Raw genomic sequence first — 25,327 nt, 5'->3', positions numbered from 1 at the left:
ATTGAATGTCGATTTATTGAATAATATCTATTGATTCAATTACAACGTCTTCAACTGGCTTATCATTAGCGCCTACTTTAACATTTGCAATATCTTCTAATACATCTTCACCTTTAACAATTTGCCCAAATACAGTATGTTTTTGGTCTAACCATGGTGTGCCACCTTTTTCTGCATATCTATCAATGATTTCTTCTGGCCAACCACCATCTTTAAGTTGTGACAACATATTTGCTGGGACTTCATTCATTTGTACTATGAAGAATTGTGATCCATTAGTATTCGGTCCTGCATTTGCCATTGATAAAGCACCATATAGATTGAATGCTTGTAAAGAAAACTCATCTTCAAAAGCACTTCCAAAGATGCTTTCTCCGCCCATTCCTGTACCTGTTGGGTCTCCACCTTGTACCATGAAGTCATTAATTACTCTATGGAAAGTAATGCCATCATAATATTTTTTCTCAGCTAAACCAATAAAGTTCTCAACAGTTTTAGGTGCAAGTTCTGGGAATAATTTAAAAGTCATATTCCCTTTAGTTGTTTTCATTTCGACTACGCGTTCACCTTCAAGTATTTCATTTGTTAATTGAGGATAGTTTGTCATTTATAATTCTCCATTCATGTTAAAATAATTACAATAGTGATATCATAACATAATTTAATAGAAAGGGGACACATACATGTTATATCAATTCCCACACAAAACCGGAAAATATATTGTAGAAATTATTGAAGAAAAAGGAGATCAACTGCTCGTAAAAGTCGTTGCTGTTCTCAAACATCCTAGACAAGGAGATTTACACAATCCAAATGAAGTAGATAATGTATTTTTCCATGAAAGAAAAGCGCTTAGTCAATACGAAAAAAGATACACGACAGCTCAATTTTTAAAAGAATATCAAGCAGATGTTCCTTCTTACATTGAATCTCTTAAAAATTCTTTGTATGAATTAGAAGAAAAAATGAAAGAACGTAATAATGCTTATAGTGAACAAGCTTTAAAATGTATCGAACAATTAAAAAAAGATTATTCTCGACAATATAAAAGTGATTTTTAAACTTTTTATAAAAGAAATTTTTAAATATTTTTACGTGTTTCTTCATATTTAAAAATAACACAAAAATTCTGAAATATTGAAACGGTAGTGTTTTCAAGCTTTAAGATTATTGTGTATAATGATAACTAGGTATTTTCGAAGGGAGGTTATTTAATGAGTTTGATGCATATTATGATTTTATTACCTTTAATCTTTGCAATCGTTATACCCATAATATATCGATTTTACAAAGGCGTTCATCTAGGTTGGTTTGTTTTACCGATTCCCGTCATTATATTTATTTATTTCATGTCATACATAAATGTACCCGATTCGGACAAACCGTTTATTGTAATTTGGGATTTCATGCCCAGGATTGGAATGAACTTTGCCGTTCATCTAGATGGACTTAGTTTATTATTTGCATCACTTATTACTGGTATTGGAGCCCTTGTCGTACTCTACTCTATTACATATTTAAGTAAAAGTGAGTCTTTAGGGAATTTCTATTGTTACTTATTAATGTTTATGGGTGCAATGTTAGGCGTTGTTTTATCTGACAATTTACTCATGCTTTATTTATTCTGGGAACTTACTTCAATTTCAAGTTTCTTATTAATTGGTTATTGGAGAGATAAACAATCATCCATTTATGGCGCGCAAAAATCATTATTAATAACAGTATTTGGAGGATTAATGCTTTTAGGTGGGTTTATCTCACTTTATTTAGCAGGAAATTCGTGGAGTATTACTTCACTTATACAGAATGCTGACACGATACAATCGTCACCTTACTTCATTTTAGCTATGGTGCTTATTTTAATTGGAGCGATGACAAAATCAGCCCAATTTCCTTTCCACATCTGGTTACCAGATGCAATGGAAGCACCTACTCCTGTAAGTGCATACTTACACTCAGCTACAATGGTTAAGGCCGGCATTTATTTAGTTGCAAGAACAACACCAATATTTGCCATTAGTGGCGGATTTGTTTGGACTGTTACAGCAATAGGTTTAATCACACTATTTTGGGCATCATTTAATGCTGTAAAGCAGCAAGACTTAAAAGGCATACTTGCATTCTCCACTGTTTCACAGTTAGGTATGATTATGTCTATGCTAGGTATTGGTGCAGTTAGTTATCACTATTCTGGTGAATCAAGCCAATTATTTTTAGCGAGTATAATTGCTGCAGTCTTTCATCTTATTAATCATGCGACATTTAAAGGCGCATTATTTATGGTTACAGGTACGATTGATCATGAAGTTGGAACACGTGATATTAAAAAATTAGGTGGTTTAATGACCATTATGCCAATTTCATGCACATTTACGATTATTACAGCTTTAAGCATGGCTGGCGTGCCACCATTTAATGGCTTTTTATCTAAAGAACTATTTTTAACAGCAATGTTCGATGCACATAGCGCAGACGTATTTTCACTTTCAACTCTTGGTTATTTATTACCGATTGTTGCTATAGTAGGAAGTATTTTCACATTCGTTTACTCGTTCAAATATGTTCATGAAATTTTCTTTGGTGAATATAAACCCGAAGCTTTACCTAAAAAAGCTCATGAGGCACCAATTTTAATGCTTTTACCAACAGGTATATTGACATTACTAGTTGTTGTATTTGGTTTATTCCCAAACATTTTAAGCAATTCTATTATTGCACCAGCAGTAAGAGCAATTGCTCCATTTGCAAGTGAACCTGAAGTACATATTTCATATTGGCATGGTATTACACCAGCGCTAATCGGAACGATTATTGTGTTTGTTGTAGGATTTTTACTATTTAAAAATGTTCAAAAATGGGTTGGTGTTTATGATATACAACCTGAATACTTAACGTTTAATTATTATTACGACAGAGGTATTCAGCTTAGTTCGTATATCTCAAACAAAATCACACAAAGTTATATGACAGGTTTTGTTAGATCTTATCTTATGTACATTTTTGCATTCTTTATTATTATCACGGCTCTAACACTATTTACACATCCTGTTAGTTTTGTATTTGATAATATAAGCAGTATTAGACCTTATGAACTTATTTTAATTGCTTTAATACTTATTAGTACTTTTTGTATCGTACTAGCAAAATCAAGATTATTCAGCATTATTATGCTTGCATCAGTAGGTTATTCTGTTGCATTATTCTTTGTATTTTTCGGAGCGCCAGATTTAGCGTTAACTCAATTATCGATTGAGACGATATCAACTGCTTTATTCTTATTATGTTTCTACCACTTACCTAAGATGAGTAGGCATGATGAGGATCGTAAATTTAAATTAGGTAATTTCATTATTTCAATTTGTGTAGGTATTGGAGTAATTATTCTTGGCTTAATTGCTTACGGTAATAGACACTTTGATTCTATTTCACAATATTATAAAGATAATGTATACGACCTTGCTGCAGGTAAAAATATGGTAAACGTTATTCTAGTTGACTTCCGTGGCTTTGATACATTATTTGAATCTGCAGTATTAGGTATTGCCGGTTTAGGTATATACACATTAATTAAATTAAGAGATAAAGGTAAAGATGGAGGTGAAGAACATGAAGAAACAATCGAATGATGTATTCTTTCAGTTTAACGCCATTATCATCTTTCTAATTCTTATGATGTATGCTGTTTCTATCTTCTTTGGTGGTCATTACACACCAGGTGGTGGATTCGTTGGTGGTTTATTACTATCTTCAGCAGTCATCATCATTGGTATCGCATTTGATACTAAAACATTAAAAAAGATGTTTCCGTTTGATTTTAAAATTATAACAGCTACTGGATTGTTTTTATGTGTTCTAACACCTATCCTAAGTTGGACATATGGTAAGACATTCTTCACACATGCGTTCGGTGAATTACATTTACCAATCTTTGGTGAAGTACATTGGCATACTGCTATGATTTTTGATTTAGGTGTCTTATTAGCTGTTGTCGGTACGGCGATAACAATCATATTATCGATTGGAGAGAATGAATAATGGAAATATTAATGATTTTCGTTGCAGGTATTATCATTTCTGTATCAGTATACCTAGTTCTCTCTAAGAGTTTAATTAGGATTATTATTGGTACTACCCTACTTTCCCATGGTGTGCATTTAATGCTATTAACTATGGGTGGATTAAAAAAAGGCGCATTACCTATTGAAGAATCAGGTATAAAAAGCTATGTAGACCCGCTTCCTCAAGCGCTAATTTTAACAGCAATTGTTATTTCATTTGCTGTTACTGCATTCTTCTTAGTTCTTGCCTTCAGAAGTTATAAAGAACTAGGAACTGATAATCTTGAAGAAATGAAGGAGGTACCGAAAGATGATAAGTAACATGATTATTGTACCTCTTGTCATTACTTTTTTAACTGCTGTAACATTGATTTTTGCTGGTCACAGACCATATTTAAAACGAAAAATCGTTTTAGTTGGATTTGTATTAGCATTTCTAGTTAGTTTATATAATATCAACATGATTTATTTGTACGGGACACAAACATTAAACTTAGGTAGTTGGCCTGTCCCTTACAGCATTGTCATTTACGTTGATATGCTCAGCGCATTATTAGTAAGTGTCAGCTTATTAATAACACTAATTGTAATATTATATTCTCATCAGTCTATCGGATTGCATCGTGAAAAATATTTCTATTATTTCGGTATATCAATGATGGTAACAGGTGTTAATGGTGCCTTTATGACAGGCGACTTATTTAACCTGTTCGTATTCTTTGAAGTATTCTTAATGTCTTCCTACCTACTCTTAGTTATTGGAGGAACAAAGATTCAGTTACAAGAAAGTATTAAATACATACTTGTTAATGTGTTAACTTCTGCATTCTTTGTAACTGGAGTCGGTATGTTGTATTCCATAACTGGAACTTTAAATATGGGAGACTTGCATGTTAAATTAGCAGAACTATCGAACACAGATTTAAACATCGTTGTTATCACTTTTATAATGTTTTTATTTGTATTTGCTACAAAAGCAGGTATGTTCCCATTATACTTCTGGTTACCTGGAGCTTATTATGCTCCACCGATACCTATCATTGCTTTATTCGGAGCTTTATTAACAAAAGTAGGTGTATACGCAATTATGCGTACATTTAGCCTATTCTATTCAGCAAATAGTGAATTTATTACTAACACTTTAATTGTATTGTCCATACTTACAATTATTATGGGTTGTATTGGTGCGATTGCTTATTATGATGTTAAGAAAATTATTATTTATAATATTATGATTGCAATAGGTGTAATTTTAATTGGCGCAGCTATGATGGACAAAACAGGTATGATAGGAAGTATTTATTACTTACTTCACGATATGATCATTAAAGCTGCTTTATTCTTATTAATTGGTATTATTATAAAAATTACTGGAACACCTGATTTAAGAAAATTCGGCGGACTTATACAGAATTATCCGGTATTAGGTTGGTTCTATTTCGTTGCTGCACTTTCATTAGCAGGTATTCCACCATTAAGCGGATTTTATGGTAAATACATGATTGTCATGTCGACCTTTGATAATGGTTATTATATAAGTGGTATCGTCGTACTACTTTCTAGTTTATTTGTTTTATATTCAGTAGTTCGTATTTTCTTAATGGCATTTTGGGGAGAAGAAAAAGGTTATACGTATAATCCAAAATTACCAATGAAGAAATTAATGATATCAAGTATTGCTATCACAATAATCGCGATATTATTTGGTCTTGGTGCCGACATGTTATATCCTTTAATTGAAAAAGCTGCTTTACCATTCTACAATCCTGAAACATATGTAAATGCGTTAGGAGGCGATTATTAATGGCTATACAAGTACTCATTAATGTTCTATTAGCTGCACTTTGGATGATGCTTTCAGAAACATACACATTTGGCGCATTTATATTTGGATATTTGTTTGGTATTTTATTCGTTTTAGCTGCTTTACCATTACTACCGGGTAAACATTTATATTTAAGACCAGTTTGGAAAACGATAGTTTTAGCCGGTATATTCATGAAAGAATTAGTATTAGCAAATATAGATGTCATTAAAATTGTCATCCAAAAAGAAATAAAAAATGAACCCGCATTCTTTGCGTATCCGACAGAATTAAAAAAAGATTGGGAAATCACATTACTTTCTCAACTAATAACATTAACGCCGGGTACAATCGTAGTTGCAATTTCAGATGATCAAAAAACACTATATATTCATTCAATAGATTTTTCTGATATTGATTCAGAAATTAGTACTATTAAAGATTCATTTGAAAAAGCAATCAAGGAGGTGAGCGTACGATGATAAATATATTCGTAATTATTGCAATCATCATCGTCGCACTTTCTATGATAGGCATACTTACCAGAGTCATAATCGGTCCTACTTTAGCTGACAGAGTTATTGCTCTTGATGCATTAGGTATTACTTTAATGGCTATGATTGCTTTATTTTCCGTAGTGATGAATACAAGATATTTATTCGTTATTCTGTTATTAATAGGTATTTTAGCATTCTTAGGTACTGCAGCATTTGCGAAATTTATGGACAAAGGAGAGATCATTGAAAATGATAGAGACGATAATTATTAGTATTTCAATTATTATGATGGTCGTAGGCGCTTGTTTCAGTTTCTTTGCTGCGTTAGGTATTCTAAGATTGCCAGATGTATTCTCTCGAGCACATGCATCAGGAAAAGCTTCTACTTTAGGTGTCATGTTAATATTAACCGGTGTACTTATTTACTTTATCGGTAAAGAAGGCCACTTTAATGTTCAACTGTTGTTAGGAATTATATTCATCTTTATTACTGGACCATTAGCTGGTCACTTAGTAACAAGAAGCGCATATTATATGGGCGTCAAACCAACAGAACGAACAGTTAGAGACGATTTAAAAGACGCAAAATAAATACTTTTCTTAAAATAAAACCTCACAACCTTTGAGTTAAATCTCAGGTTGTGAGGTTATTTATTTCTGATTTTGTCAAAGTGTATGATAATTAAATAGATTTGAGTTTGGTAGGATCTTATTGGATTTTCGACTTAATTAATCCAACTAAATAGGCTCTTATTGGATTTTTGACTTAATTAATCCAACTAAACACGTTCTTATTGGATTTTTGACTTAATTAATCCAACTAAATGCGCTTTATTGGATTTTCGGCGTAATTAATCCAACTAAATAGGCTCTTATTGGATTTTTGACTTAATTAATCCAACTAAATGCGCTTTATTGGATTTTCAGCGTAATTAATCCAACAAAATAGCTTCTACTTGGATTTTCAGCTTAATTAATCCAACAACATTCAATAACGTTTTAATCCAATATAAGAAGAGAGTCCGATACAACTGTTAATGTGCCGGACTCTCTTTATTAATAATTTTTATTTCGTTGTTTCTTTCCAACTTTTATCGCTAAGCATATCGCCTGGCCAAGTATATGACATTACGCCACCATCAATTGTTATATTTTCACCTGTGATAAATGAACTGTCATCAGAGGCTAGGAATTGTACGAGTTTAGCTACTTCTTCTGGTTTACCTAATCTACCTAAAGGTGTAACCCATTTTTGATTTTCTCTAAATTCTTCGCCTGCTTGATCTTCTTTGCTACCTGCTAATTGGTCGATTAATGGTGTTTCTATCGTTCCAGGTGCTATAGAGTTTGCTCTAATATTTTCTCTACCATATTCAATCGCAATTGATTTTGTGAAGTTTACAATGCCACCTTTAGCAGCGTTGTAACCAGATCTATTTAAATCTGCAGCTAGTCCAGAGAACGAAGCTGTATTAATAATAGAACCGCCTTCTTCAAACATTAATGGCAACATGAACTTCGTAACAAGGAAAGTACCTCTTAAGTCCACATTCATTAAATCATCAAATACTTCAACAGGATATTCATGAATTCTTCCTGCTTTATGGTCAATCCCTGCATTATTAAATAAAATATGAACTTTACCATATTGTTCTTTGATTTCATCTATTGCTTTTCTTACTTCATCTTCTTTAGAAATATCAACTTTCATTGAAGTGGCTTTATATCCTTCATCATTAATTTGTTTCACTGATTTTTCTAATTCATCGGATATATCCATACAAATAACGTCAGCGCCTTCAGAAGCTAGTTGTTTAGCTGTAGCAAATCCTATACCAGTACTAGCTCCTGTAATAACTGCAATTTTATTTTCTAATCTTTTCATAATTTTAATAACACTCCTTTAAAAGATGAATGAAATACAATTACTTTGAATTCTACATATCATCCACAATATTCATATACCCGTTTTTTAAAATAATAAAAAGCCTGAGACATAATTAATGTCTCAGACTCGTTTTTGTTATATTGGCAGTAGTTAACTGAATTATAATTGAGCTTATACTAGACTTTTTCAATTATAGTCAACCTTGCCGAGGCAGAACTACGAAATCTTTTTTAAATAAGATTTCTGTCTTGCTCTCTTTATTTTCTAATTTTTTTAATAGCGATAGTCGCTCTAATGACTGAAATTAACTGATTATCTTCATCTGTAACTTTAACATCCCACACTTGTGTTGTCTTACCAATGTGTAATGCTGTTCCTATTGCAATTACAGTACCGCTTTGTACTGATTTAATATGATTTGCATTAATCTCTAAACCAAGTGGTATTTCATCTTCTTTAGAAGAAGCATTTGCTCCCATAGAGGCTGCAGTTTCTGCTAAAGCGATTGTAGCTCCTCCATGTAAATATCCAAATGGTTGTTTAACGTTATCGGTAACTGGCATTGAAATAGCAATATATCCATGTTTAACATCTAATGTCTTCATTTGAAGATGATCTAATAAATTCATATTTTTATCCCCCATTCACCACTATAATACCATAGCAGCAATGAAACCAAATATGATTAAAGGAATATTATAAATTAAGAAGTTAGGTATACACGTATCTCTAATGTGGTCATGTTCCCCGTCTACATTTAATCCTGCAGTTGGTCCTAATGTTGAGTCACTCGCTGGACTACCTGAGTCACCTAATGCCCCTGCTGTACCTATGACAGCTATAAGCGCCATTGCACTTAATCCTATTTCTTGTCCAAATGGTATAAATAAACTTGCAATGATAGGAATTGTCGCAAATGATGATCCTATTCCTAACGTTACAACTAAACCTATTAAGTACATCATAATGATACTAAACGCTTTGTTGTCTCCTGTAATAGTCGCTAAACTCTTAACAAGCGCACCAACTTCATGTGTCTCATTCATAACACCTGCAAATCCATTTGCTGATAAAATTACGACACCGATATAAGCCATAATTTGAATACCTTCTACTAATTTAGCATCTAAGTCTCTCCATTTATATAATCCAGAGAAGAAGAAGATTAAAATACCTGCTAACGCACCGAATATCATAGATTCTGTAAAAGTCTGCACTATAAAAGTAGCTAAAATGGCAATAACCGTAACCACTAGAGGGTATGTTTCTAATTTTCCAATTTCTTCGTCTTCTTCGACTTTAATTTTTTTATATTTTCTAGGTTTCCAATATATGATGATGGCTAAAATTAAACCAAATACATATCCCATACTTGGAATGAGCATTGCTTTCCAAATATCATTAAAAGCAATATCAATATTTGTTTTTTCAAATGAATCAAAAATGATGGACTGGAATATGTGACCATATCCGTATGGTAATAATATATACGGGAAACATAGTCCAAAGCCAATTACTGTAGCAATAAGTCTTCTGTCCATTTCTAATTCATTAAATAAACTGATTAATGGAGGTATAAGAATTGGAATAAATGCAATATGAACAGGAATAATATTCTGACTCAATATTGAGATAACAAGTAAACTCGCAACTAAAATGATTTTTATTTTTACTCTGCTATCTTTAGAATTTTCCTTTTTCACTGATTGTATGATTTTTCCGACGATATAATCTGTTATACCGCTATATGATATTAAAGCTGCAAATCCACCTAATAGCGCGTATGATAAAGCAACTTCAGCCCCATCAACAATAGACGTTCCAAAAGTAGCAATCACTTTGTCTAGAGACATACCACTTAATAATCCGCCTACTAAAGCGCCAATAAATATACTTAATACTACATTTAATCTTAATAAACAAAGTATAATCATAATTATAACTGCTACTAACACTGCATTTATTTCCAAAAAACCCTCTCCTGTTCTTTAACTCTCTACCACGATAAAGTAAAATGATGAACTTATCATATCAGTTGATTGAAAACATGTCAATAACAGCTGCTTAATTCTAAATTTTCAGATAAATACTATAAAAAAATAATCCTGCTCGACAAATTAATAGAACAGGATTACTTTTTATAATTTATTTTATTTTATTTTTCAAAAAGTGAAGTACAGTAGGAATCATAGCACCAGTTGCACCTTTTGGTCCACGATAAGTATCTTTTTCTGTATCAGCAGAACCAGCAATATCAAAATGTAAATGAGGTACGTCTTCACTGAAATGCGTCACAAAAGCTGCTGCAAATAACGCTTTACCATGTTTATTTAAAACACAGTTTGTTAAATCAGCTACATCCGAAGATTGAATATCTTGCTTTTCTTCATCAGTAATTGGTAACTCAAAGCTCACTTCATTTGAATATTTAGAAGCTTCTTTAACTGCTTCTAAATATTGGTCGGCATCACTAGAGAATATACCTGTTTTACCAAGTCCTAACGCAGCTACAACAGCACCCGTTAGCGTCGCAAAGTTCATAATTAATTCTGGTTTGAATTGTTTAGCATAAGTGACACCGTCAGCTAGTACAAGTCTTCCTTCAGCATCGGTATTCGTAATTTCAACCGTTTCACCACTTAAGGATGTAAATACATCGTCTGGTTTCATAGCTTTATTAGATATCATATTTTCTGCTAATGGCAACACTGCTACAATATGAATTGGCAATTCTAAACGAGCTACAGCATTCATCATTGCAACTACATTACTAGCACCACTCATATCATATTTCATTGAAGGCATACCTGTTTTTGATTTAATTTGGTAACCGCCAGAATCATACGTTACCCCTTTACCAACTAATGCTATTGGAGCATCAGCTGAACCTTTATATTCTAACGTTACTAACCTCGGAGGATTAATAGATCCTTTACCAACTGCGTCTATTAGACCGAAACCTTCTTCATTAATAGCTTGTTCATCTTTAATAGAAACTTCTACGTTCGTATCTTCAAAGTTTACTTTAATTTGATTAGCAAAATATTCAGGCGTCAATATATTTGGAGGTGTTTGAGAGAAAGTACGTGCTAAATTAATGCTATCTCCTAGCACTTCTCCTTGTTTGAAACTCGTTAAAATATCATCATTCGTTTCTGTTATAAACGTGACTTTAGTTTCAATTGGAGCAGATTTATTAGATTTATAATTATCAAAATTAAATACTGATTGTTGAGACATCCACCCAAGATGATATAAGCGTGATTCATTCGTGACATTTTGAGAAACGAATGTGTTATCTAATAAATTAACTTGTTCAATTTTATTCAAGCTTAAATAACGACTTAATTGACCATAAATTTTTTGATAATCTTTCTCTTTGATTTCTTTTAAATTTCCTAAACCAACAGATATTAATTTAACAATTTGATTATCGATGATGACAGCAGAAGACGTAATTTCTCCTAATTCACTGCTTATAACTTGTTGTTTTTTCATATCATCTAATTGGTTATTTAATATGTTATTTACTTCATCAAAATTTTGCATTTGATTTAAATGACTCGGACAACCTATAACAATCGGATGATTATTTGTAGAATACTGTTTTTCAATTTGTAATTTCATATATATTTCCCCTTTTTTAAAACATTGAATAACCGCTTCTTCTTAAATTACGAATAACAAAACCAGCTACTATTGCGCCAACCCATCCAGAACCTAGCATTAAAATATCTGCAGTATGTATATGTGTTATTCCAGTTAATAACTTTGAAAATGCTGTAGAAGGATTAGTGAAATACATTGTTGTTGATATTTTATCAACGATAGCAAATATAACCAATGGATATAATATAACCATCAACCATGTTGTTTTTAGTAGCATGTTCAATATAAAAGCAATACCAAAGAATAATACGAAAAACAATGCCATTGATATAATGACTTGTGGTAAAGATATCATGGCTAACCTCCTTTAAAAAAAGAGACCCGCCTAATGCAGGTCTCTTACTTAATTATCTTGCAATTAAAATTTACCTTTTTTATAGGCTAAACCAAGTCCACCGATTTTGAAGATGGCACGAGTATCAATAACTTTTTTCATGAATGCTGCTTTTTTACCAGTGATTTCACGGCCCATAACAACACCAACACCATCACGGCTACCTAGAGAACAAACAGTACCTTTGTCATCGTAACTAAATGGTTCAGTTTTTTCACCATTGAAGATGTTTTTGATGTTTTCTGCTAAGTGTTCACCTTGTTGCATAGCAATTTGTGCTGTAGTTGGTAATGGACGTTTGTTGTCGCCTTCACCAACCATAACTGCTGAACAGTCACCAATAACGAAGATATCGTCATAGTTATCGATTGATAAGTCGTCTTTAACAACGATACGACCGCGTTTAACGCCATCAAATGATTCTTCCATTAGTTTGCTACCTCTAACACCTGCAGCCCATATAGCAGTGTTAGCTTCTAATGTTTCTTCTTTATCATTTACTTTTACTACGAAGCCTTTTTCGTTACAAGCAACGATTGGAGTTGAGATTTTGAATTCTACACCACGAGCTTCTAAGTATTGAACAACGTAATCAACTAATTCTTCTGAGAACATTGGTAACATTTTTGGTGCTGCTTCAACACAAGTGATTTTCACTTTAGATTGATCTACACCGTATTTTTTACACAACTCAGGAACACGCTCAGTTAATTCACCTAATAATTCAACACCAGTAAATCCTGCGCCACCTACAAGAATAGCTAAATCATTTTCATCTTTTTCTTTAGATGAAGCATAATTTGCAAATCTATCTTCTAAATGTTTCGCGATACGACGAGAAGTATTAATGTTTTCGATTTGAAGAGCATGTTCTTTCATACCTTCAATTCCAAATGTTTCACTTTCAAATCCTAACGCAACAACTAAAATGTCGTAATCAAATACACCATTTGATGTTTCAACATTTTTAGAATCTTTGTTAATTTTAGTTACTTCTGCTTTTACGAAGTTTACTTTGTTTCTATCAACTACTGAAGTTATTGGGTATAAAGCATCTTCATAATTTAACGTACCTGCTGAAGTTTCATGTAACCATGTAGCTTCATAGTGGTAGTCATTTTTGTTAATAAGTGTAAGCTCAACATCTTGGTTAGAAACTAATTTTTGTAATTTAGTTATAGTTTGTAAGCCTGCATATCCTGCCCCTAATACAAGAACTTTTTTGCGTTCAAATCCCATTATTTTCACCTATACTTTCTAAATATTGTTTGACACCTGAAGGGATGTCGTGTCACTTTGTGTTTTTTGTCACAAGCAATTCTAATACTCTTTACATACAAAGTATATTGTATATTTTTATCAATATAATTTCAAGTGTCACACACTATTAATATTAAGGGATTAACAATTCTCTGGTGTACCTGTTACAGTTTTAGTTTTGAATGAGCTTCCGCAACCGCATGAAGCAATTGCATTCGGGTTTTCAATAGAGAATCCGCCACCCATTAATGATGTTTTGAAATCAATTGTAGTGCCATTTAAAATTGGTGCATCTTCTTTGTCTACTAAGACTTTCACACCATAAAATTCTAATTCCATGTCATTTTCAGATGGTTCTTCTTCTGCTGACATTCCGTATGATAAACCTGTGCAACCTCCACCTTTAACAGAAACTTTTAAGTAACCGTCTGGCATACCATTACTTTCCATCATATCCTTAACTTCATATGCTGCTGCTTCAGTTAAAATTACTGTTGACATAATTTATTCCTCCTTAAAAAATCCAATTTTCTTCTATATGACTATATATATTTTCTAGTAATTCTTCCGGTGTCTCGCCCTTGACCATATCGCCATTTACTAATGCATATAACCCTCTTGCACATGGTCCACAATTTTGTAGACAACCATATTCTAGTACGTCTACATCTGGATCATTGTCGAGCTTGTTAAACACTACATCAGCGCCTTTAGCCAAGTTTGATATACAAAATTCGACAATCGGGTTCAATGTATTCACCTACTCACTTTCGTTTCATTATCTATTTTAACATTCATTGTAGTTTATGCCAAAAACGATTATACTAAATGTATACTTATATATTATAAAATATATACATACAAATTTATAGAAATTTGATTTATGGACAAAGGAGAATAACGATGAAAAGCTTAGTATTATTAGGGGGCGGATACGGTAATATGCGTTTGATGAAGGATATTATCCCTAACGCTTTACCTTCCGATTATTCAATTACGCTGATTGATCGTATGCCATTTCACGGTTTAAAAACTGAATTTTATACTTTAGCAGCAGGTACAAAACCAGACAAAGAAATTCGAGTAAATTTTCCAAATGACAAGAAAATCAATACCGTATATGGGGAAATTACAGATATTGATTTAGACAATCAAATTATTTCTGTAGGAGACACAAGAGTCGACTATGATGAACTTGTAATTGGTCTGGGTTGTGAAGATAAATATCACAATGTTCCTGGCGCAAAAGAATACACACACAGTATTCAAAATATCCAAAATGCACGAAAAACGTACCAAGCAATATTTGACTTACCAAGTGGTTCTACTGTTGGGGTTGTGGGAGCCGGTTTAAGCGGCATTGAATTAGCAAGTGAACTACGTGAGAGCAGAGAAGATATCAAAATTAAATTATTTGATAGAGGTGCAAGAATTCTCCCAGCATTTCCAGAAAAATTAAGTAAATTCGTAGAAAAATGGTTTGCTAAACATAATGTTGAAGTCATTCCTGAATCAAATATAACGAAAGTTGAACCGGGTAAATTATACAATAACGATGATGCTCAAGACATAGATTTAGTAGTTTGGACTGCTGGTATTCAACCAGTAGAAATCGTTCGAAATTTACCGGTCGATACTAATGACGGCCGTAGAGTTATCGTCAATCAATATCATCAAATTCCGACATATCCAAATGTATATATTGTTGGTGATTGTGCAGCTTTACCACATGCACCGAGTGCATATTTAGCAGAAATACAAGCTGATCAAATTGCTGAAGTAATGAAACTAAAATGGGCAAATAAACCATTACCAGAAAAAATGCCAGAACTTAAACCACAAGGATTCGTGGGCTCATTAGGAGAAAAACAAGGCTTTGCCTACTTAATGGAACAGACTGTTACCGGTCGATTAGCAAGAGTTATTAAGTCTGGTGTTCTATGGTTATATAAATATCATAACGGATAAGAAAAGTAGCAGAATTCTGCTACTTTTTTATTTCTCATCCACGTGTTCATCTATGAATTTTGTAATCGGTTTGAGTTGAATATAACCATCTGCAACTAATTCATCATTGATTGTAACAAGCGGATAAAATAATTCATCTTCTTTTATTCTTTCAATGAATTGTTGATCATGATCGGTTAAATTTTCAGTTTGTTTCATAAAATCAATATACGTAAATTCGAAGTCTATATGATTATATTTTCTCCCTAGTATAGCTTGCAACCATTCATAAGTGTCTTTTGATGAGGGTGCGTTCACACAACTGGCACAAATAACATCTGCACCATATACGACAATACTTGCTTTGGACATTTATAAAATCCTCCTAGTTCCATAAATAGATTTTTTACGTTATTTCTATTATAATAGATTAATAAGATTAATGTATCTAATAACACTTGATGAGAGGAGTATTAATATATGACTACCGAACAACAAACAATGTTTGATCAAGTTAGTGATGTACTTGAGAAATTAAGACCATTCTTATTACGAGATGGTGGCGACTGTGAATTAGTAGACGTGGATGATGGGATTGTTAAATTACGCCTATTAGGAGCTTGTGGTACTTGCCCAAGTTCTACTATTACATTAAAGGCTGGCATAGAGCGTGCTTTATTAGAAGAAGTACCTGGTGTCGTTGAAGTCGAACAAGTATTCTAACTTAATCATAAAATAATAAACCTAAATATATAAGACATCTATAGAGAGTCAAGGATTTATCCATTAGAATATCTAATGGATAAATCCTTTTTTAATTTCAAGCTTTCAAAATATTTTTTAAATAAAAAAACAGTAGAAATTCAATATTTATAATGAATTTCTACTGTTTTTGTAGTGATAATTATTTCTGCCTGAATTATTAATTGTATTTTCTACTCACATTTTCGTTGTATTCTCCGTTTATATGATTCAACATTTGCTCATTAATATAAACCCAACCTTTCCATCCAATATGGACTGCATCAGTGATTACATAAGGTTCATATTCTTTGTCAGTTAAATCATAAACTTTCATATTATTCGAAGTGATTGTATGATTTATTTTTTGATATACCGCTTCTCTCTTCATTTTATCAACGTGTATATGATCATACCATTTACCGTTAGCAGGTATAACAATAAATAACGGGTCTGCTTTTGCTTCTTTCAATGTATCTATTAACAACTGCAAATCATCAAATTCTACTGAGTTTTTATTAAATTCATAACTTCGATTAAAACGTTTCCTTTGTTGTTTTAATAAACTCCAATATTGATCGTTCATACCAAATTTATTAGAGGTTGAATTTTGCTCACCATATTGAGAGGCATATAATTTCATTGTTTCCCAATCCATTTTTTGAAAATGTTTATTGTGCGAGTGCTGTAAAGGTGATTTTTCTTTACCAAAAAGAGATTTCAATGCATCATGCTTTTCATGAATACTGTATTCAAAATTATTCATGAAAGTGCCTTCTTTATATTGATGATTTTTCGATTTAATAATAGATTTTAAATAAGGATCAGATTTTAATTGTTTAAATTCTATCAATCGTTTAGCAAATCTATTCTTTATTTCAGGACTTAATGTTTCACTAACAAATAAATGATCTGCTTGTAATGGAGAGAATCTCGCACTAAAATTATCGTTAGTTAAACCATAATTCGTAAACCATTGAGGTGAAATAATAATCGCTAATTTTTTCCCTTTTAGGTTATGAGATTGGCTCCCAATATTTACAGCATGAATCAAGTCAGTAGACCCGCCTGTACCAATTAAATAAGGTTTGAGTTTAGCATTTTTATCATTCAGTATGTACGCAGGATGAAATATATCTTGTTTCTCTAATTCACTAGAACCAAAAATGGGATAGTATTTTCTACTTTGTAACATTTCAGTTTGCGAGTGTACACCTTTTAATATTGAATCATTTAATGAGGTAGCTTCTTTATTGATATTTTCACTTTTTGAAAACGCAGAAAACCATTCTACTGGCATTAATAGAAATAGACCAAACAGTATACCACTAAAAATTAATGGTAATATTAGCTTTATTTTCATTGTAATTCCTTAAGCACTTCTATGATTTTATTTGGTGTTGCCCACTCATCTCTATCAAAATCAGTAATTGTAACGTCAATCCCTAAATTATTTTGAATTTCTATTAATAATCCAACTGTAGCGAATGAATCTATTATACCTTCGTCGAATATTGCAATATCTGGATTTTCTTTAACAATATCATTTTCTGCAACTTCTGCTAATATATCTAAAACTTTTTCTTCAAAACTCATAATTTAACTCCCTTTTTTTTAATGTATTAACTTTCCTGAGAATAATAAAAATCCAAATGCAACACTATGGAATGTAATTAGTATCGCTATAAAATTGGTTACTTTATTATTAAATTTAGGTGGATGTTTTTTTCGCCATTGTTCGTAATAGCCATAACCTATGAACAGCATTGCGTGATATAAACCATATAGTATGTAATTTATTTCAATTCCATGCCACACACCCATAATTGCAAAGTTTAATAAAAATCCTAAATTAGAAATAAGCAATTTATCTTTAATTAGTTTCTTTTTTGAAACAAAGAATACAAATCTCATATAAACGCAATCTCTAAACCAGAATGACAAACTCATGTGCCATCTATTCCAAAAATCTTTAATATTCTTAGATTGAAAAGGTTTATTAAAGTTGACAGGTGTTTGAATACCGAACATATAGCTAAATGCGATAGCGAATAAGCTATAACCAGCAAAATCAAAGAATAAATAAAAACTATAACCATACATATAAAATAAGTAATTTAAAAACGTATGATCTGTCTCAATTGGTATCGTTTTTAAGACTAATTCATTTATATAAAATGCGATAATATATTTATATAAAAATCCCATAAATACCAAATGGATAGCTTTGATTAACTGATTATAATATTCCTCACCTGATGGAATTTTATTTTCATCTTTAATAAATCTTTTGTATCTATCAATTGGTCCTGATGAAATAGTTGGAAAGAAAGTGATAAAATCTATTAATTTTAATACTTCTATTGATTTAATTCTTTTATCGCGTATTTCCATTATTAATTGGACTGTCTTAAATGTGATATAAGAAATCCCTAAGAAACCTATAAATTCTATCACTTTATTTCCATGTATCGTTATTTGATATTCACCTAGCCAACTACTTTGAAGTACTTTAACGAGTATTAAAGGTAATATTGATAGAAATACCATAAAAGCAAACACCTTAAATTCGTTTACTTTTTTAGTGATATTAATGTAACTTTTTATTAACAGCACTTGATAAATAACATATAAAGTAAAGAAAATAAGTTGATAGCTCAAATACTTATTATCAAATATATTCTTATTATCGTCTGAGAAAATAAGAACGAGCATAACAATTGTGATGAACCTATTATATATAAGACTTCTTTTACCAATTAACCCTAGTATTATGACTGGTAACATCAACAATAAAGTAATAAAGAAATAAGTAAAATCGCCATATGGAATCATGATTCTAACTCCTCTAATACTTTATTTCGATTTAATTTACCATTTGGTGTTAACGGTAAATGATCGGTAAATTTAAACTTTCTAGGAATCATATACTCTGGTAAATGTTGTTTAAGTTCTTGTTTCATCTTGTGTATTAATTCCATATCACTTTCAAGACTTTTTTCTAATAAAACAACCGTCGCATATAAATACTGAACTTTCTCACCTTTTTTAATTGGTGATACAACAGCTTGCTTAACTTGTGGCAAACGTTCTAAAATTAATTCTATTTCTTCTAATTCCATGCGATATCCATTAATCTTTATTTGAAAATCTATTCTACCTTGTATGAACCAATAACCTTCTTTATACTCTGCTTTATCTCCTGTGTAATAATGTCTTGTATCGCTTTCAATTCTAAAAGCTTTTTCATTTTTTTCCTTATCTTTTAAATAACCTTTACTAACACTTCTACCACTAATAATGAGCTCTCCATTATCAGCTAATTTAAGCTCTGATTGTTCCCTTACTTTCCCAACTGGTAAAGGGTTAAATGAATCAAGTATATCTTGAGTTATTTGTATACTCGTCACTGCGACTGTAGCTTCTGTTGGACCATATGTATTGTAAACAGTTGCTTCTTTATATTTCTCTATAAGTTTTTGAGCAGTTTTGTGACTGAATATCTCACCACAGAAGAAAAATTGTTTTAAGTTAGGATACGTATTATCGTCAAACCCTGGTAACAATAAGCACATTTCAACAAAAGATGGCGTAGAGACCCAACTCTCAATATGTCTATCATTTAACATTTCATAAAGATCTCTTGGTTTCTCAATCATTTGTTTATCAACAAGCTCTAGAGTACCACCTGACATTAAGCATGGATAAATTGCCATTACAGATAAATCGAATGAAAATGGTGCTTGGTTCAGCCATTTCTTACCTTCGCCTAATTGATTGAGTTTTAGCATCCATTCAGTAAAATCTAATAAACTATCATATGTAATCTGAACGCCTTTAGGTAGCCCCGTGGACCCCGAAGTAAAAATCGTATAAACAATATCTGTCATCTTCAATTGTTTAGTACCTTCGAGGTTAATAGATGCCTCTTTACATTCATTTACAGTTATTTGTTTAATATTCTTTTTATCTAATAAAATTTCAGTAGTATTGAATACATACTTTGGTTCAACTTTATCTATAATGTGTTCTATTCGTTCTTTAGGTATGGAAGTATCAATTGGAACGTAACCTATACCCGCTTTAATACTTGCTATCATACCTACAATCATAAATGGTGACATATGACCATAAATTACAAGAGGCTGAGATGTATCTTTTAACAAAGTTGCTAATTTACTTGAATAAATATCTAAATCTTTATATGTCATCATATTATTTCTATAGCAAATCGCTTCATTATCACCATGATTATCGCTCATGTATGATAACTGTTCTATGACGTCTCTCATAAACATACTCCTTTACTAAAACTCATTGTAAATGAAATTATTGCTCGCACTTCCACCAGCATAAATCCAAAATAAAATAAGCATGATTAGGAAATAGAAAATGGATAAACTAAATAGTTTAAAATTCTCAGAGTTAATAAATTCTCTAATTTTTTCCATTGATAATCTCCTTTTGTTTTTATTCTATTTTTATATTATATGTATAATTAAGATTTTTATCAATCAAAATATGTAAAAAACTTGAATTAAAAGGAAGTTTATTGAATATGATTACATTGTTTTTAAAGGTTTAAATAGCTTTAAAGCGCTAAATATAAAGGAACTTATATTATTAAAATTTTCCAATTGTTATAACATAAAAGCAGAGGATATTCTTATTGATTTAAGAATATCCTCTGCTTTTATTTAAACTATTTATTAACCGGTGTAATTGGTGAATCTCCATTTATAATTTTTTCTGCGTTATCAACGCAAAGTTGAACCATATTATTTCTCGTTTCAATTGAACTACTACCTATGTGTGGGACAACAATAATTTCATCCATATTTAAAAATGGGTGGTCATTTGCTATTGGCTCGTTTTCAACGACGTCTAATGCTGCTCCACGAATTTCATTTTGTTTAATAGCTTCAATTAAATCCGATTCGATGACATGTCCACCTCTACCAATATTTACAAAGATAGCTGATGATTTCATCTTACTGAAAGTTTCTTTATTGAATTTACCTTTTGTTTCCTCTGTTAAAGGTGCTGTACATACAACGAAGTCGCTTTCTGTCAATAAATCATCCATTGATTTATATGTTACACCTAATTCTTGTTCGGCTTTTTCTTTTCTGGAACGATTATGATAAAGAACATTACAGTTAAAACCTTTTAACCTTCTAGCAAATGCTTCACCTATTGATCCCATTCCATATACCCCAACTGTAGAACCATGAATATCCTGACCAGCTAACAAGTAAGGTCCCCAACTTTGCCATTTTCCATCTTTTACGTATTCTACCGCTTCAACAATTCTTCTGGCAGCTGTTAACATTAGTGTGAATCCTAATTCAGCCGTTGTTTCAGTTAACACATCAGGTGTGTTCGTAACAATTACACCTTTACTTTTAGCTAGTTCAAGGTCGATGTTATCATAGCCAACTGCTAAATTTACAACACCTTTAACATTCGTAGCAGAATCGAAAAATGATTGATCGATTTTTTCACTAAGAGTGGTAATGACAACTGTAGCCTCTTTAGAACGTTTTAAAAATTCTTCTCGGGGCATTGGTTCTAACTCGCTATCCCAAACATCTACTTCAGCAAATTGCTTCATTTGATCTATGAACTCTTGAGGTAATAATCTTGCAACTAATATTTTATCTCTCATTCTTCTCATCTCCTAAACAATTTATTCAATAATTTCTAGTAAGTTTTTAATACTATAAGTAGGCAACACTTCTTTTCTCTGAATTTCTTCAAATGTTGTAACACCCGTATGAACATGTAATGTATCTATACCACTATTAATACCAGCTAAAATATCAGTATCATAAAGATCACCTATCATGATACATTCTTCTTTAGCATGACCAATTTTTTCTAATGCTTGTTCCATAATAATAGTTTCTGGTTTTCCTATAAATATAGGTGTTTGGCCAGTTGATACACTCACTACGCTCGTTAAAGAACCGTTACCTGGAAGAAAACCTCTTTCTTTCGGAATAGAAACATCTTTATTTGTTGAAATAAATTTAGCACCATTACGAACTGCAAGACAAGCTACAGTTAACTTCTCGTATGTAATTTCTTCATCTAATCCCATTACAACATAATCAACATGCTCATCATCTTTAACAATTAATCCGGCATCATTTAGTGACTTTCTAAGTCCAGTGCCACCTACCATGTATACAGTTGCACCAGGAGATTCTTCACTAATATATCCAGCTGTCGCCATAGCTGTAGTAATCACATGCTCACTAGAAGTATGAAAACCTATTTCATTTAATTTTTCCGCTACTTCTTCTGGTGTCTTTGAAGAATTATTCGTAACAAATAAGTAGTCTTTATCTTCTTTATTCAAATAATCTATAAATTCAATGGCACCTTCAATAACTTGTGAACCTTTATACATCGTGCCATCTAAATCTATTAAATAACCTTTATAATCTTTCATTCTTATCTCCTTCTCCAAATGCAGTTACGGCTACATTTTCATTCTCTAAAAAGTGTTTCGTATCAACAATAGACTGCTTATAAAAAGGCACTGCTTTTTCAAAACCTTTTCTTAATTCAGCGTGGTTAATTGATTCATAATTACGTGTTAATTCTTTTCTAAAATCAATTGAGTTTCTGATTTCTTCTGCAGTTGTAGGTTGGAATACTTTTTCTAATTCCATAATATCAATGACATCTTTGTAATTACCCGGATCTCTTAAAATAAATGCATCGATAATTAAATTACCTATATCTACCACAGATTCAATCATCATGTGAGCGATTCTTTCTAAAGCATATTTTGAATTTTTTTCTGTTTCAAAATCTTGTGTAAGTTGTTCTAAATATTCTAATTTAAGATTAAGTGTTTTAATATCTACAAAATACATGTAGATCCCTCCTATTCATCTATTATGATATCATAATTTTGAATTGTAAGGCATTGCTCTGTATACTAATAAGATAAACGAAGCTTTAAAATAAAGGAGCCATAACAATGATAGAAATGTTTTTATATGACGACCAAAGCGAAGCAAAAATTCAGTTCGTAGGTTTTGTAGGCGAACATAGCCGATATGATTTAACTTTAATTTATACAGATCGTCATTTCGGTAAGACAATCGTATTAAACACACAAAATAATACTTTTGGCATAATTGGTAAAGACGATTTAGAAGAAGAAGGTTATATCAGTCATGTTCTAGGTTTATCAGAAGAAGAAGGCGAAGAAGTAACAGAATATTTACATGAAGTAATTGATATATAATTAAAAAGTTTTTGATAAAGATTAAAATAATAAACAAAATTAGCTTTATCTATTAAAAAACCATAAAAATAAGAGGGTGGGACATAAAGATGTCTCACCCTTTCAACTCTTATTGGATTTTCTATCACATTAATCCAATTACACGCCCTCTTATTGGATTTTCTATCACATTAATCCAACTAAACATACTTTTATTGGATTTTCCATCACGTTAATCCAACTACACGCCTCTTATTAGATTTTCTATCACATTAATCCAACTACAATAAAAAAAATATTACTGTCCTTATATATAACGAAACAAGCTGGGACATAAATAAATGTCTCAGCTTGTTATTTTTTATAAATAATCTTTCAAAGTATTTTTGCTAATAATTGTTTCTTCAACAATTTCTATTTGCTCTTCGTTCTCTACTTCTACTTTGATTTCTTCTATTTCAGTTTCTTCTGTTTCTATTTGGTGTGCTTTGTTTTCGGATTTACTATTTTGTTGTATTGTTGGTTCAATTTTCACATTATCCAATTTACTTTCTTCATCAACAAATTCAGCATCTTCTGCTGTTAACTTTGTAATTTCTCCTTTAGACAATCGTCTTAAGACAAAATATTTACAGCCAAAGTTACAGTATTCAAGTAAATAATCTTGTATAGATGAAAATCGTTTATTGGCATCACTTTTCTTATTAGAATCATAATAAAAGCCTTTTAAGCGTAATTGCTCGTATCCATAATCACCGACTATAAAATCATATTTATCTAAGATTTCAGAATAACGCGCTGCAAATCTTTCTTCATCGAATGATTTTTGGTCATCTTTTATTACTTCAAAATAGTCTTGTCCTATTTTAGTTAACATTAAATCACCTTATTAGTTATTAAGTGCTTGTTCACCTAGTATATGCTTTCTTTTAGCTGCTTCATTAACTTGCTCATCAGCATGATAAGAACTACGCACCATTGGGCCTGCTTGACAATGTTTAAATCCTTTTTCCATTGCTACTTTTCTAAGTTTACCAAATTCTAAAGGTGTATAATATTTTTGAACTTTTAAATGTTTACGAGATGGTTGTAAATATTGTCCAATCGTCATAATATCTACATCATTTGCACGTAAATCATCCATAGTTTCATATATTTCTTCGACAGTTTCACCTAAACCAACCATTAAGCTTGATTTAGTAGGAATATCTGGATACATTTCTTTAGAACGTCTTAAAAATTCTAACGTACGATCATATTTAGCACGCGCTCTAACTCTTGGAGTTAAACGTCTTACTGTTTCAATATTATGGTTTAAAATATCTGGTTGAGCAGCCATTAGCGTTTCAAGTGCTTCATAGCTACCTCCCATATCTGATGGTAAAATTTCAATAGTAGTATAAGGATTTAATTCTCTTACTTTACGAACTGTTTCTGCATAAACATTTGAACCTGCATCTTTTAAGTCATCTCTAGCAACTGCTGTAATAACAACATGCTTTAAATTCATCAATTGAACAGATTCTGCTACACGTTGTGGTTCTTCTAAATCAAGTTCATTCGGTAGACCAGTTTTAACAGCACAAAAACGACAAGCTCTTGTACACACTGCTCCTAAAATCATAAATGTAGCGGTACGTCTTTCACCCCAACATTCATGAATGTTTGGACATTTTGCTTCTTCACAAACAGTATGAAGATTCTTTTCTCGCATCATTTTTTTCAAGCCAGTGTAGTTTTTGTTAGTGTTTAACTTAATCTTTAGCCAATCCGGTTTACGTAATATTTCTTCATTTTTAGTAGCCATATACGTGAACACCCTTCTATTAGTATTTTCATCTTCGTACATTATACCGAAAATAGTTACAAATGAAAATCCCATTTAC

General features: G+C 31.6%; 30 protein-coding genes and 1 pseudogene. 11 read left to right on the top strand and 20 right to left on the bottom strand.

The features are described from left to right. Positions 1–13: 13 nt before the first annotated feature. The gene (locus tag LQ615_RS01660; RefSeq protein WP_017000053.1) at positions 14–607 is read right to left on the bottom strand and encodes a peptidylprolyl isomerase; all 594 of its coding nucleotides are present in this window, start codon (positions 605–607) and stop codon (positions 14–16) included. 76 nt (positions 608–683) lie between these two features. Between LQ615_RS01660 and kapB the strand changes: the two genes are divergently transcribed. From kapB to mnhG, 8 genes are all read left to right on the top strand, one after another. After that, entirely contained in the window at positions 684–1,061 is a 378-nt protein-coding gene (gene kapB, locus LQ615_RS01655) for a sporulation phosphorelay system protein KapB (protein WP_017000052.1), read from the top strand. Between the two features lie 153 nt (positions 1,062–1,214). Then, positions 1,215–3,626, top strand: a complete 2,412-nt coding sequence (locus LQ615_RS01650) for a Na+/H+ antiporter subunit A (protein ID WP_064205104.1) — start codon at positions 1,215–1,217, stop codon at positions 3,624–3,626. Beyond that, positions 3,607–4,035 (top strand): Na(+)/H(+) antiporter subunit B, encoded by a 429-nt coding sequence (locus tag LQ615_RS01645; RefSeq protein ID WP_017000050.1) that lies wholly within the window; start codon positions 3,607–3,609, stop codon positions 4,033–4,035. The genes LQ615_RS01650 and LQ615_RS01645 overlap by 20 nt, the downstream gene beginning before the upstream one ends. Next, a complete protein-coding gene (locus LQ615_RS01640) occupies positions 4,035–4,379 on the top strand; it encodes a Na(+)/H(+) antiporter subunit C (protein WP_017000049.1) in 345 nt (114 codons plus the stop codon). Before LQ615_RS01645 ends, LQ615_RS01640 begins: the two co-directional genes overlap by 1 nt. Beyond that, positions 4,369–5,862 carry a Na+/H+ antiporter subunit D gene (locus LQ615_RS01635; RefSeq protein WP_064205105.1) on the top strand — a complete coding sequence of 498 codons (1,494 nt, stop codon included), beginning with the start codon at positions 4,369–4,371 and terminating at the stop codon, positions 5,860–5,862. Before LQ615_RS01640 ends, LQ615_RS01635 begins: the two co-directional genes overlap by 11 nt. Next, positions 5,862–6,344 carry a Na+/H+ antiporter subunit E gene (locus tag LQ615_RS01630; protein ID WP_017000047.1) on the top strand — a complete coding sequence of 161 codons (483 nt, stop codon included), beginning with the start codon at positions 5,862–5,864 and terminating at the stop codon, positions 6,342–6,344. The genes LQ615_RS01635 and LQ615_RS01630 overlap by 1 nt, the downstream gene beginning before the upstream one ends. Next, a complete protein-coding gene (locus tag LQ615_RS01625) occupies positions 6,341–6,631 on the top strand; it encodes a Na(+)/H(+) antiporter subunit F1 (RefSeq protein WP_017000046.1) in 291 nt (96 codons plus the stop codon). Before LQ615_RS01630 ends, LQ615_RS01625 begins: the two co-directional genes overlap by 4 nt. Then, positions 6,609–6,950 carry a monovalent cation/H(+) antiporter subunit G gene (gene mnhG / locus LQ615_RS01620; RefSeq protein WP_017000045.1) on the top strand — a complete coding sequence of 114 codons (342 nt, stop codon included), beginning with the start codon at positions 6,609–6,611 and terminating at the stop codon, positions 6,948–6,950. Before LQ615_RS01625 ends, mnhG begins: the two co-directional genes overlap by 23 nt. A 475-nt stretch (positions 6,951–7,425) precedes the next feature. On the opposite strand, the gene LQ615_RS01615 is transcribed toward mnhG, so the two are convergent. The 8 genes from LQ615_RS01615 to LQ615_RS01580 all read right to left on the bottom strand — a co-directional run bounded on the left by LQ615_RS01615 (position 7,426) and on the right by LQ615_RS01580 (position 14,261). Further along, positions 7,426–8,244: an SDR family oxidoreductase gene (locus LQ615_RS01615; protein ID WP_064211446.1), complete on the bottom strand. Its 819-nt coding sequence runs from the start codon at positions 8,242–8,244 to the stop codon at positions 7,426–7,428. Between the two features lie 260 nt (positions 8,245–8,504). After that, positions 8,505–8,876 (bottom strand): PaaI family thioesterase, encoded by a 372-nt coding sequence (locus LQ615_RS01610; protein WP_239703761.1) that lies wholly within the window; start codon positions 8,874–8,876, stop codon positions 8,505–8,507. A gap of 21 nt (positions 8,877–8,897) precedes the next feature. After that, positions 8,898–10,217: a Na+/H+ antiporter family protein gene (locus LQ615_RS01605; RefSeq protein WP_084819047.1), complete on the bottom strand. Its 1,320-nt coding sequence runs from the start codon at positions 10,215–10,217 to the stop codon at positions 8,898–8,900. 175 nt (positions 10,218–10,392) lie between these two features. Beyond that, positions 10,393–11,874 (bottom strand): leucyl aminopeptidase family protein, encoded by a 1,482-nt coding sequence (locus LQ615_RS01600; protein ID WP_239703762.1) that lies wholly within the window; start codon positions 11,872–11,874, stop codon positions 10,393–10,395. A gap of 16 nt (positions 11,875–11,890) precedes the next feature. Continuing rightward, entirely contained in the window at positions 11,891–12,211 is a 321-nt protein-coding gene (locus tag LQ615_RS01595; RefSeq protein ID WP_017001037.1) for a YuiB family protein, read from the bottom strand. 63 nt (positions 12,212–12,274) lie between these two features. Further along, on the bottom strand, positions 12,275–13,489 hold the full coding sequence (locus LQ615_RS01590) for an NAD(P)/FAD-dependent oxidoreductase (protein WP_017001038.1): 1,215 nt from the start codon (positions 13,487–13,489) through the stop codon (positions 12,275–12,277). A gap of 162 nt (positions 13,490–13,651) precedes the next feature. After that, on the bottom strand, positions 13,652–14,011 hold the full coding sequence (locus LQ615_RS01585; protein ID WP_017001039.1) for a HesB/IscA family protein: 360 nt from the start codon (positions 14,009–14,011) through the stop codon (positions 13,652–13,654). Positions 14,012–14,024: 13 nt separating this feature from the next. Further along, the gene (locus tag LQ615_RS01580) at positions 14,025–14,261 is read right to left on the bottom strand and encodes a YuzB family protein (RefSeq protein ID WP_017001040.1); all 237 of its coding nucleotides are present in this window, start codon (positions 14,259–14,261) and stop codon (positions 14,025–14,027) included. 152 nt (positions 14,262–14,413) lie between these two features. Between LQ615_RS01580 and LQ615_RS01575 the strand changes: the two genes are divergently transcribed. Next, positions 14,414–15,478 carry an NAD(P)/FAD-dependent oxidoreductase gene (locus LQ615_RS01575; protein WP_070044945.1) on the top strand — a complete coding sequence of 355 codons (1,065 nt, stop codon included), beginning with the start codon at positions 14,414–14,416 and terminating at the stop codon, positions 15,476–15,478. Positions 15,479–15,505: 27 nt separating this feature from the next. Here the strand turns inward: LQ615_RS01575 and LQ615_RS01570 are convergent, their stop codons facing one another. Continuing rightward, positions 15,506–15,829 (bottom strand): YuzD family protein, encoded by a 324-nt coding sequence (locus LQ615_RS01570; RefSeq protein ID WP_064205346.1) that lies wholly within the window; start codon positions 15,827–15,829, stop codon positions 15,506–15,508. Between the two features lie 108 nt (positions 15,830–15,937). Between LQ615_RS01570 and LQ615_RS01565 the strand changes: the two genes are divergently transcribed. After that, entirely contained in the window at positions 15,938–16,180 is a 243-nt protein-coding gene (locus LQ615_RS01565) for a NifU family protein (RefSeq protein WP_017001072.1), read from the top strand. Between the two features lie 199 nt (positions 16,181–16,379). Here the strand turns inward: LQ615_RS01565 and dltD are convergent, their stop codons facing one another. The 8 genes from dltD to LQ615_RS01525 all read right to left on the bottom strand — a co-directional run bounded on the left by dltD (position 16,380) and on the right by LQ615_RS01525 (position 23,085). Further along, a complete protein-coding gene (gene dltD, locus LQ615_RS01560) occupies positions 16,380–17,561 on the bottom strand; it encodes a D-alanyl-lipoteichoic acid biosynthesis protein DltD (RefSeq protein ID WP_064211449.1) in 1,182 nt (393 codons plus the stop codon). After that, positions 17,558–17,794 (bottom strand): D-alanine--poly(phosphoribitol) ligase subunit 2, encoded by a 237-nt coding sequence (gene dltC / locus LQ615_RS01555; RefSeq protein WP_064205348.1) that lies wholly within the window; start codon positions 17,792–17,794, stop codon positions 17,558–17,560. Before dltC ends, dltD begins: the two co-directional genes overlap by 4 nt. 18 nt (positions 17,795–17,812) lie before the next feature. Continuing rightward, positions 17,813–19,033 carry a D-alanyl-lipoteichoic acid biosynthesis protein DltB gene (dltB, locus tag LQ615_RS01550; RefSeq protein WP_064211450.1) on the bottom strand — a complete coding sequence of 407 codons (1,221 nt, stop codon included), beginning with the start codon at positions 19,031–19,033 and terminating at the stop codon, positions 17,813–17,815. Continuing rightward, on the bottom strand, positions 19,030–20,490 hold the full coding sequence (gene dltA / locus LQ615_RS01545; RefSeq protein WP_070044944.1) for a D-alanine--poly(phosphoribitol) ligase subunit DltA: 1,461 nt from the start codon (positions 20,488–20,490) through the stop codon (positions 19,030–19,032). The genes dltB and dltA overlap by 4 nt, the downstream gene beginning before the upstream one ends. Positions 20,491–20,505: 15 nt before the next feature. After that, positions 20,506–20,649, bottom strand: a complete 144-nt coding sequence (locus tag LQ615_RS01540) for a teichoic acid D-Ala incorporation-associated protein DltX (RefSeq protein WP_084819046.1) — start codon at positions 20,647–20,649, stop codon at positions 20,506–20,508. Between the two features lie 251 nt (positions 20,650–20,900). Then, positions 20,901–21,866, bottom strand: coding sequence for a 2-hydroxyacid dehydrogenase (locus LQ615_RS01535; RefSeq protein WP_016999770.1), 966 nt, complete (start codon positions 21,864–21,866; stop codon positions 20,901–20,903). Positions 21,867–21,887: 21 nt separating this feature from the next. Beyond that, positions 21,888–22,655 (bottom strand): TIGR01457 family HAD-type hydrolase, encoded by a 768-nt coding sequence (locus tag LQ615_RS01530; protein ID WP_064211452.1) that lies wholly within the window; start codon positions 22,653–22,655, stop codon positions 21,888–21,890. Then, on the bottom strand, positions 22,642–23,085 hold the full coding sequence (locus tag LQ615_RS01525; RefSeq protein ID WP_070044943.1) for a DUF86 domain-containing protein: 444 nt from the start codon (positions 23,083–23,085) through the stop codon (positions 22,642–22,644). The genes LQ615_RS01530 and LQ615_RS01525 overlap by 14 nt, the downstream gene beginning before the upstream one ends. A gap of 107 nt (positions 23,086–23,192) precedes the next feature. Here LQ615_RS01525 and LQ615_RS01520 point away from each other — a divergent pair, with 107 nt between their 5' ends. Beyond that, complete coding sequence (locus LQ615_RS01520) at positions 23,193–23,462, top strand: DUF3055 domain-containing protein (RefSeq protein ID WP_016999766.1); 270 nt, start codon at positions 23,193–23,195, stop codon at positions 23,460–23,462. A gap of 490 nt (positions 23,463–23,952) precedes the next feature. Here LQ615_RS01520 and LQ615_RS01515 read toward each other — a convergent pair. Next, a pseudogene (locus LQ615_RS01515) lies at positions 23,953–24,318 on the bottom strand (YutD family protein); the annotation flags it as partial. Positions 24,319–24,330: 12 nt separating this feature from the next. Further along, positions 24,331–25,248 carry a lipoyl synthase gene (lipA, locus tag LQ615_RS01510; RefSeq protein ID WP_016999764.1) on the bottom strand — a complete coding sequence of 306 codons (918 nt, stop codon included), beginning with the start codon at positions 25,246–25,248 and terminating at the stop codon, positions 24,331–24,333. Positions 25,249–25,327 lie beyond the last annotated feature (79 nt).

The sequence above is a fragment of the Mammaliicoccus sp. C-M13 genome, assembly GCF_022386845.1.
Lineage (GTDB): Bacteria > Bacillota > Bacilli > Staphylococcales > Staphylococcaceae > Mammaliicoccus > Mammaliicoccus lentus.
Note: the sequence above shows the minus strand (reverse complement) of the source record. Positions and strands in the feature narration are given on the sequence as shown.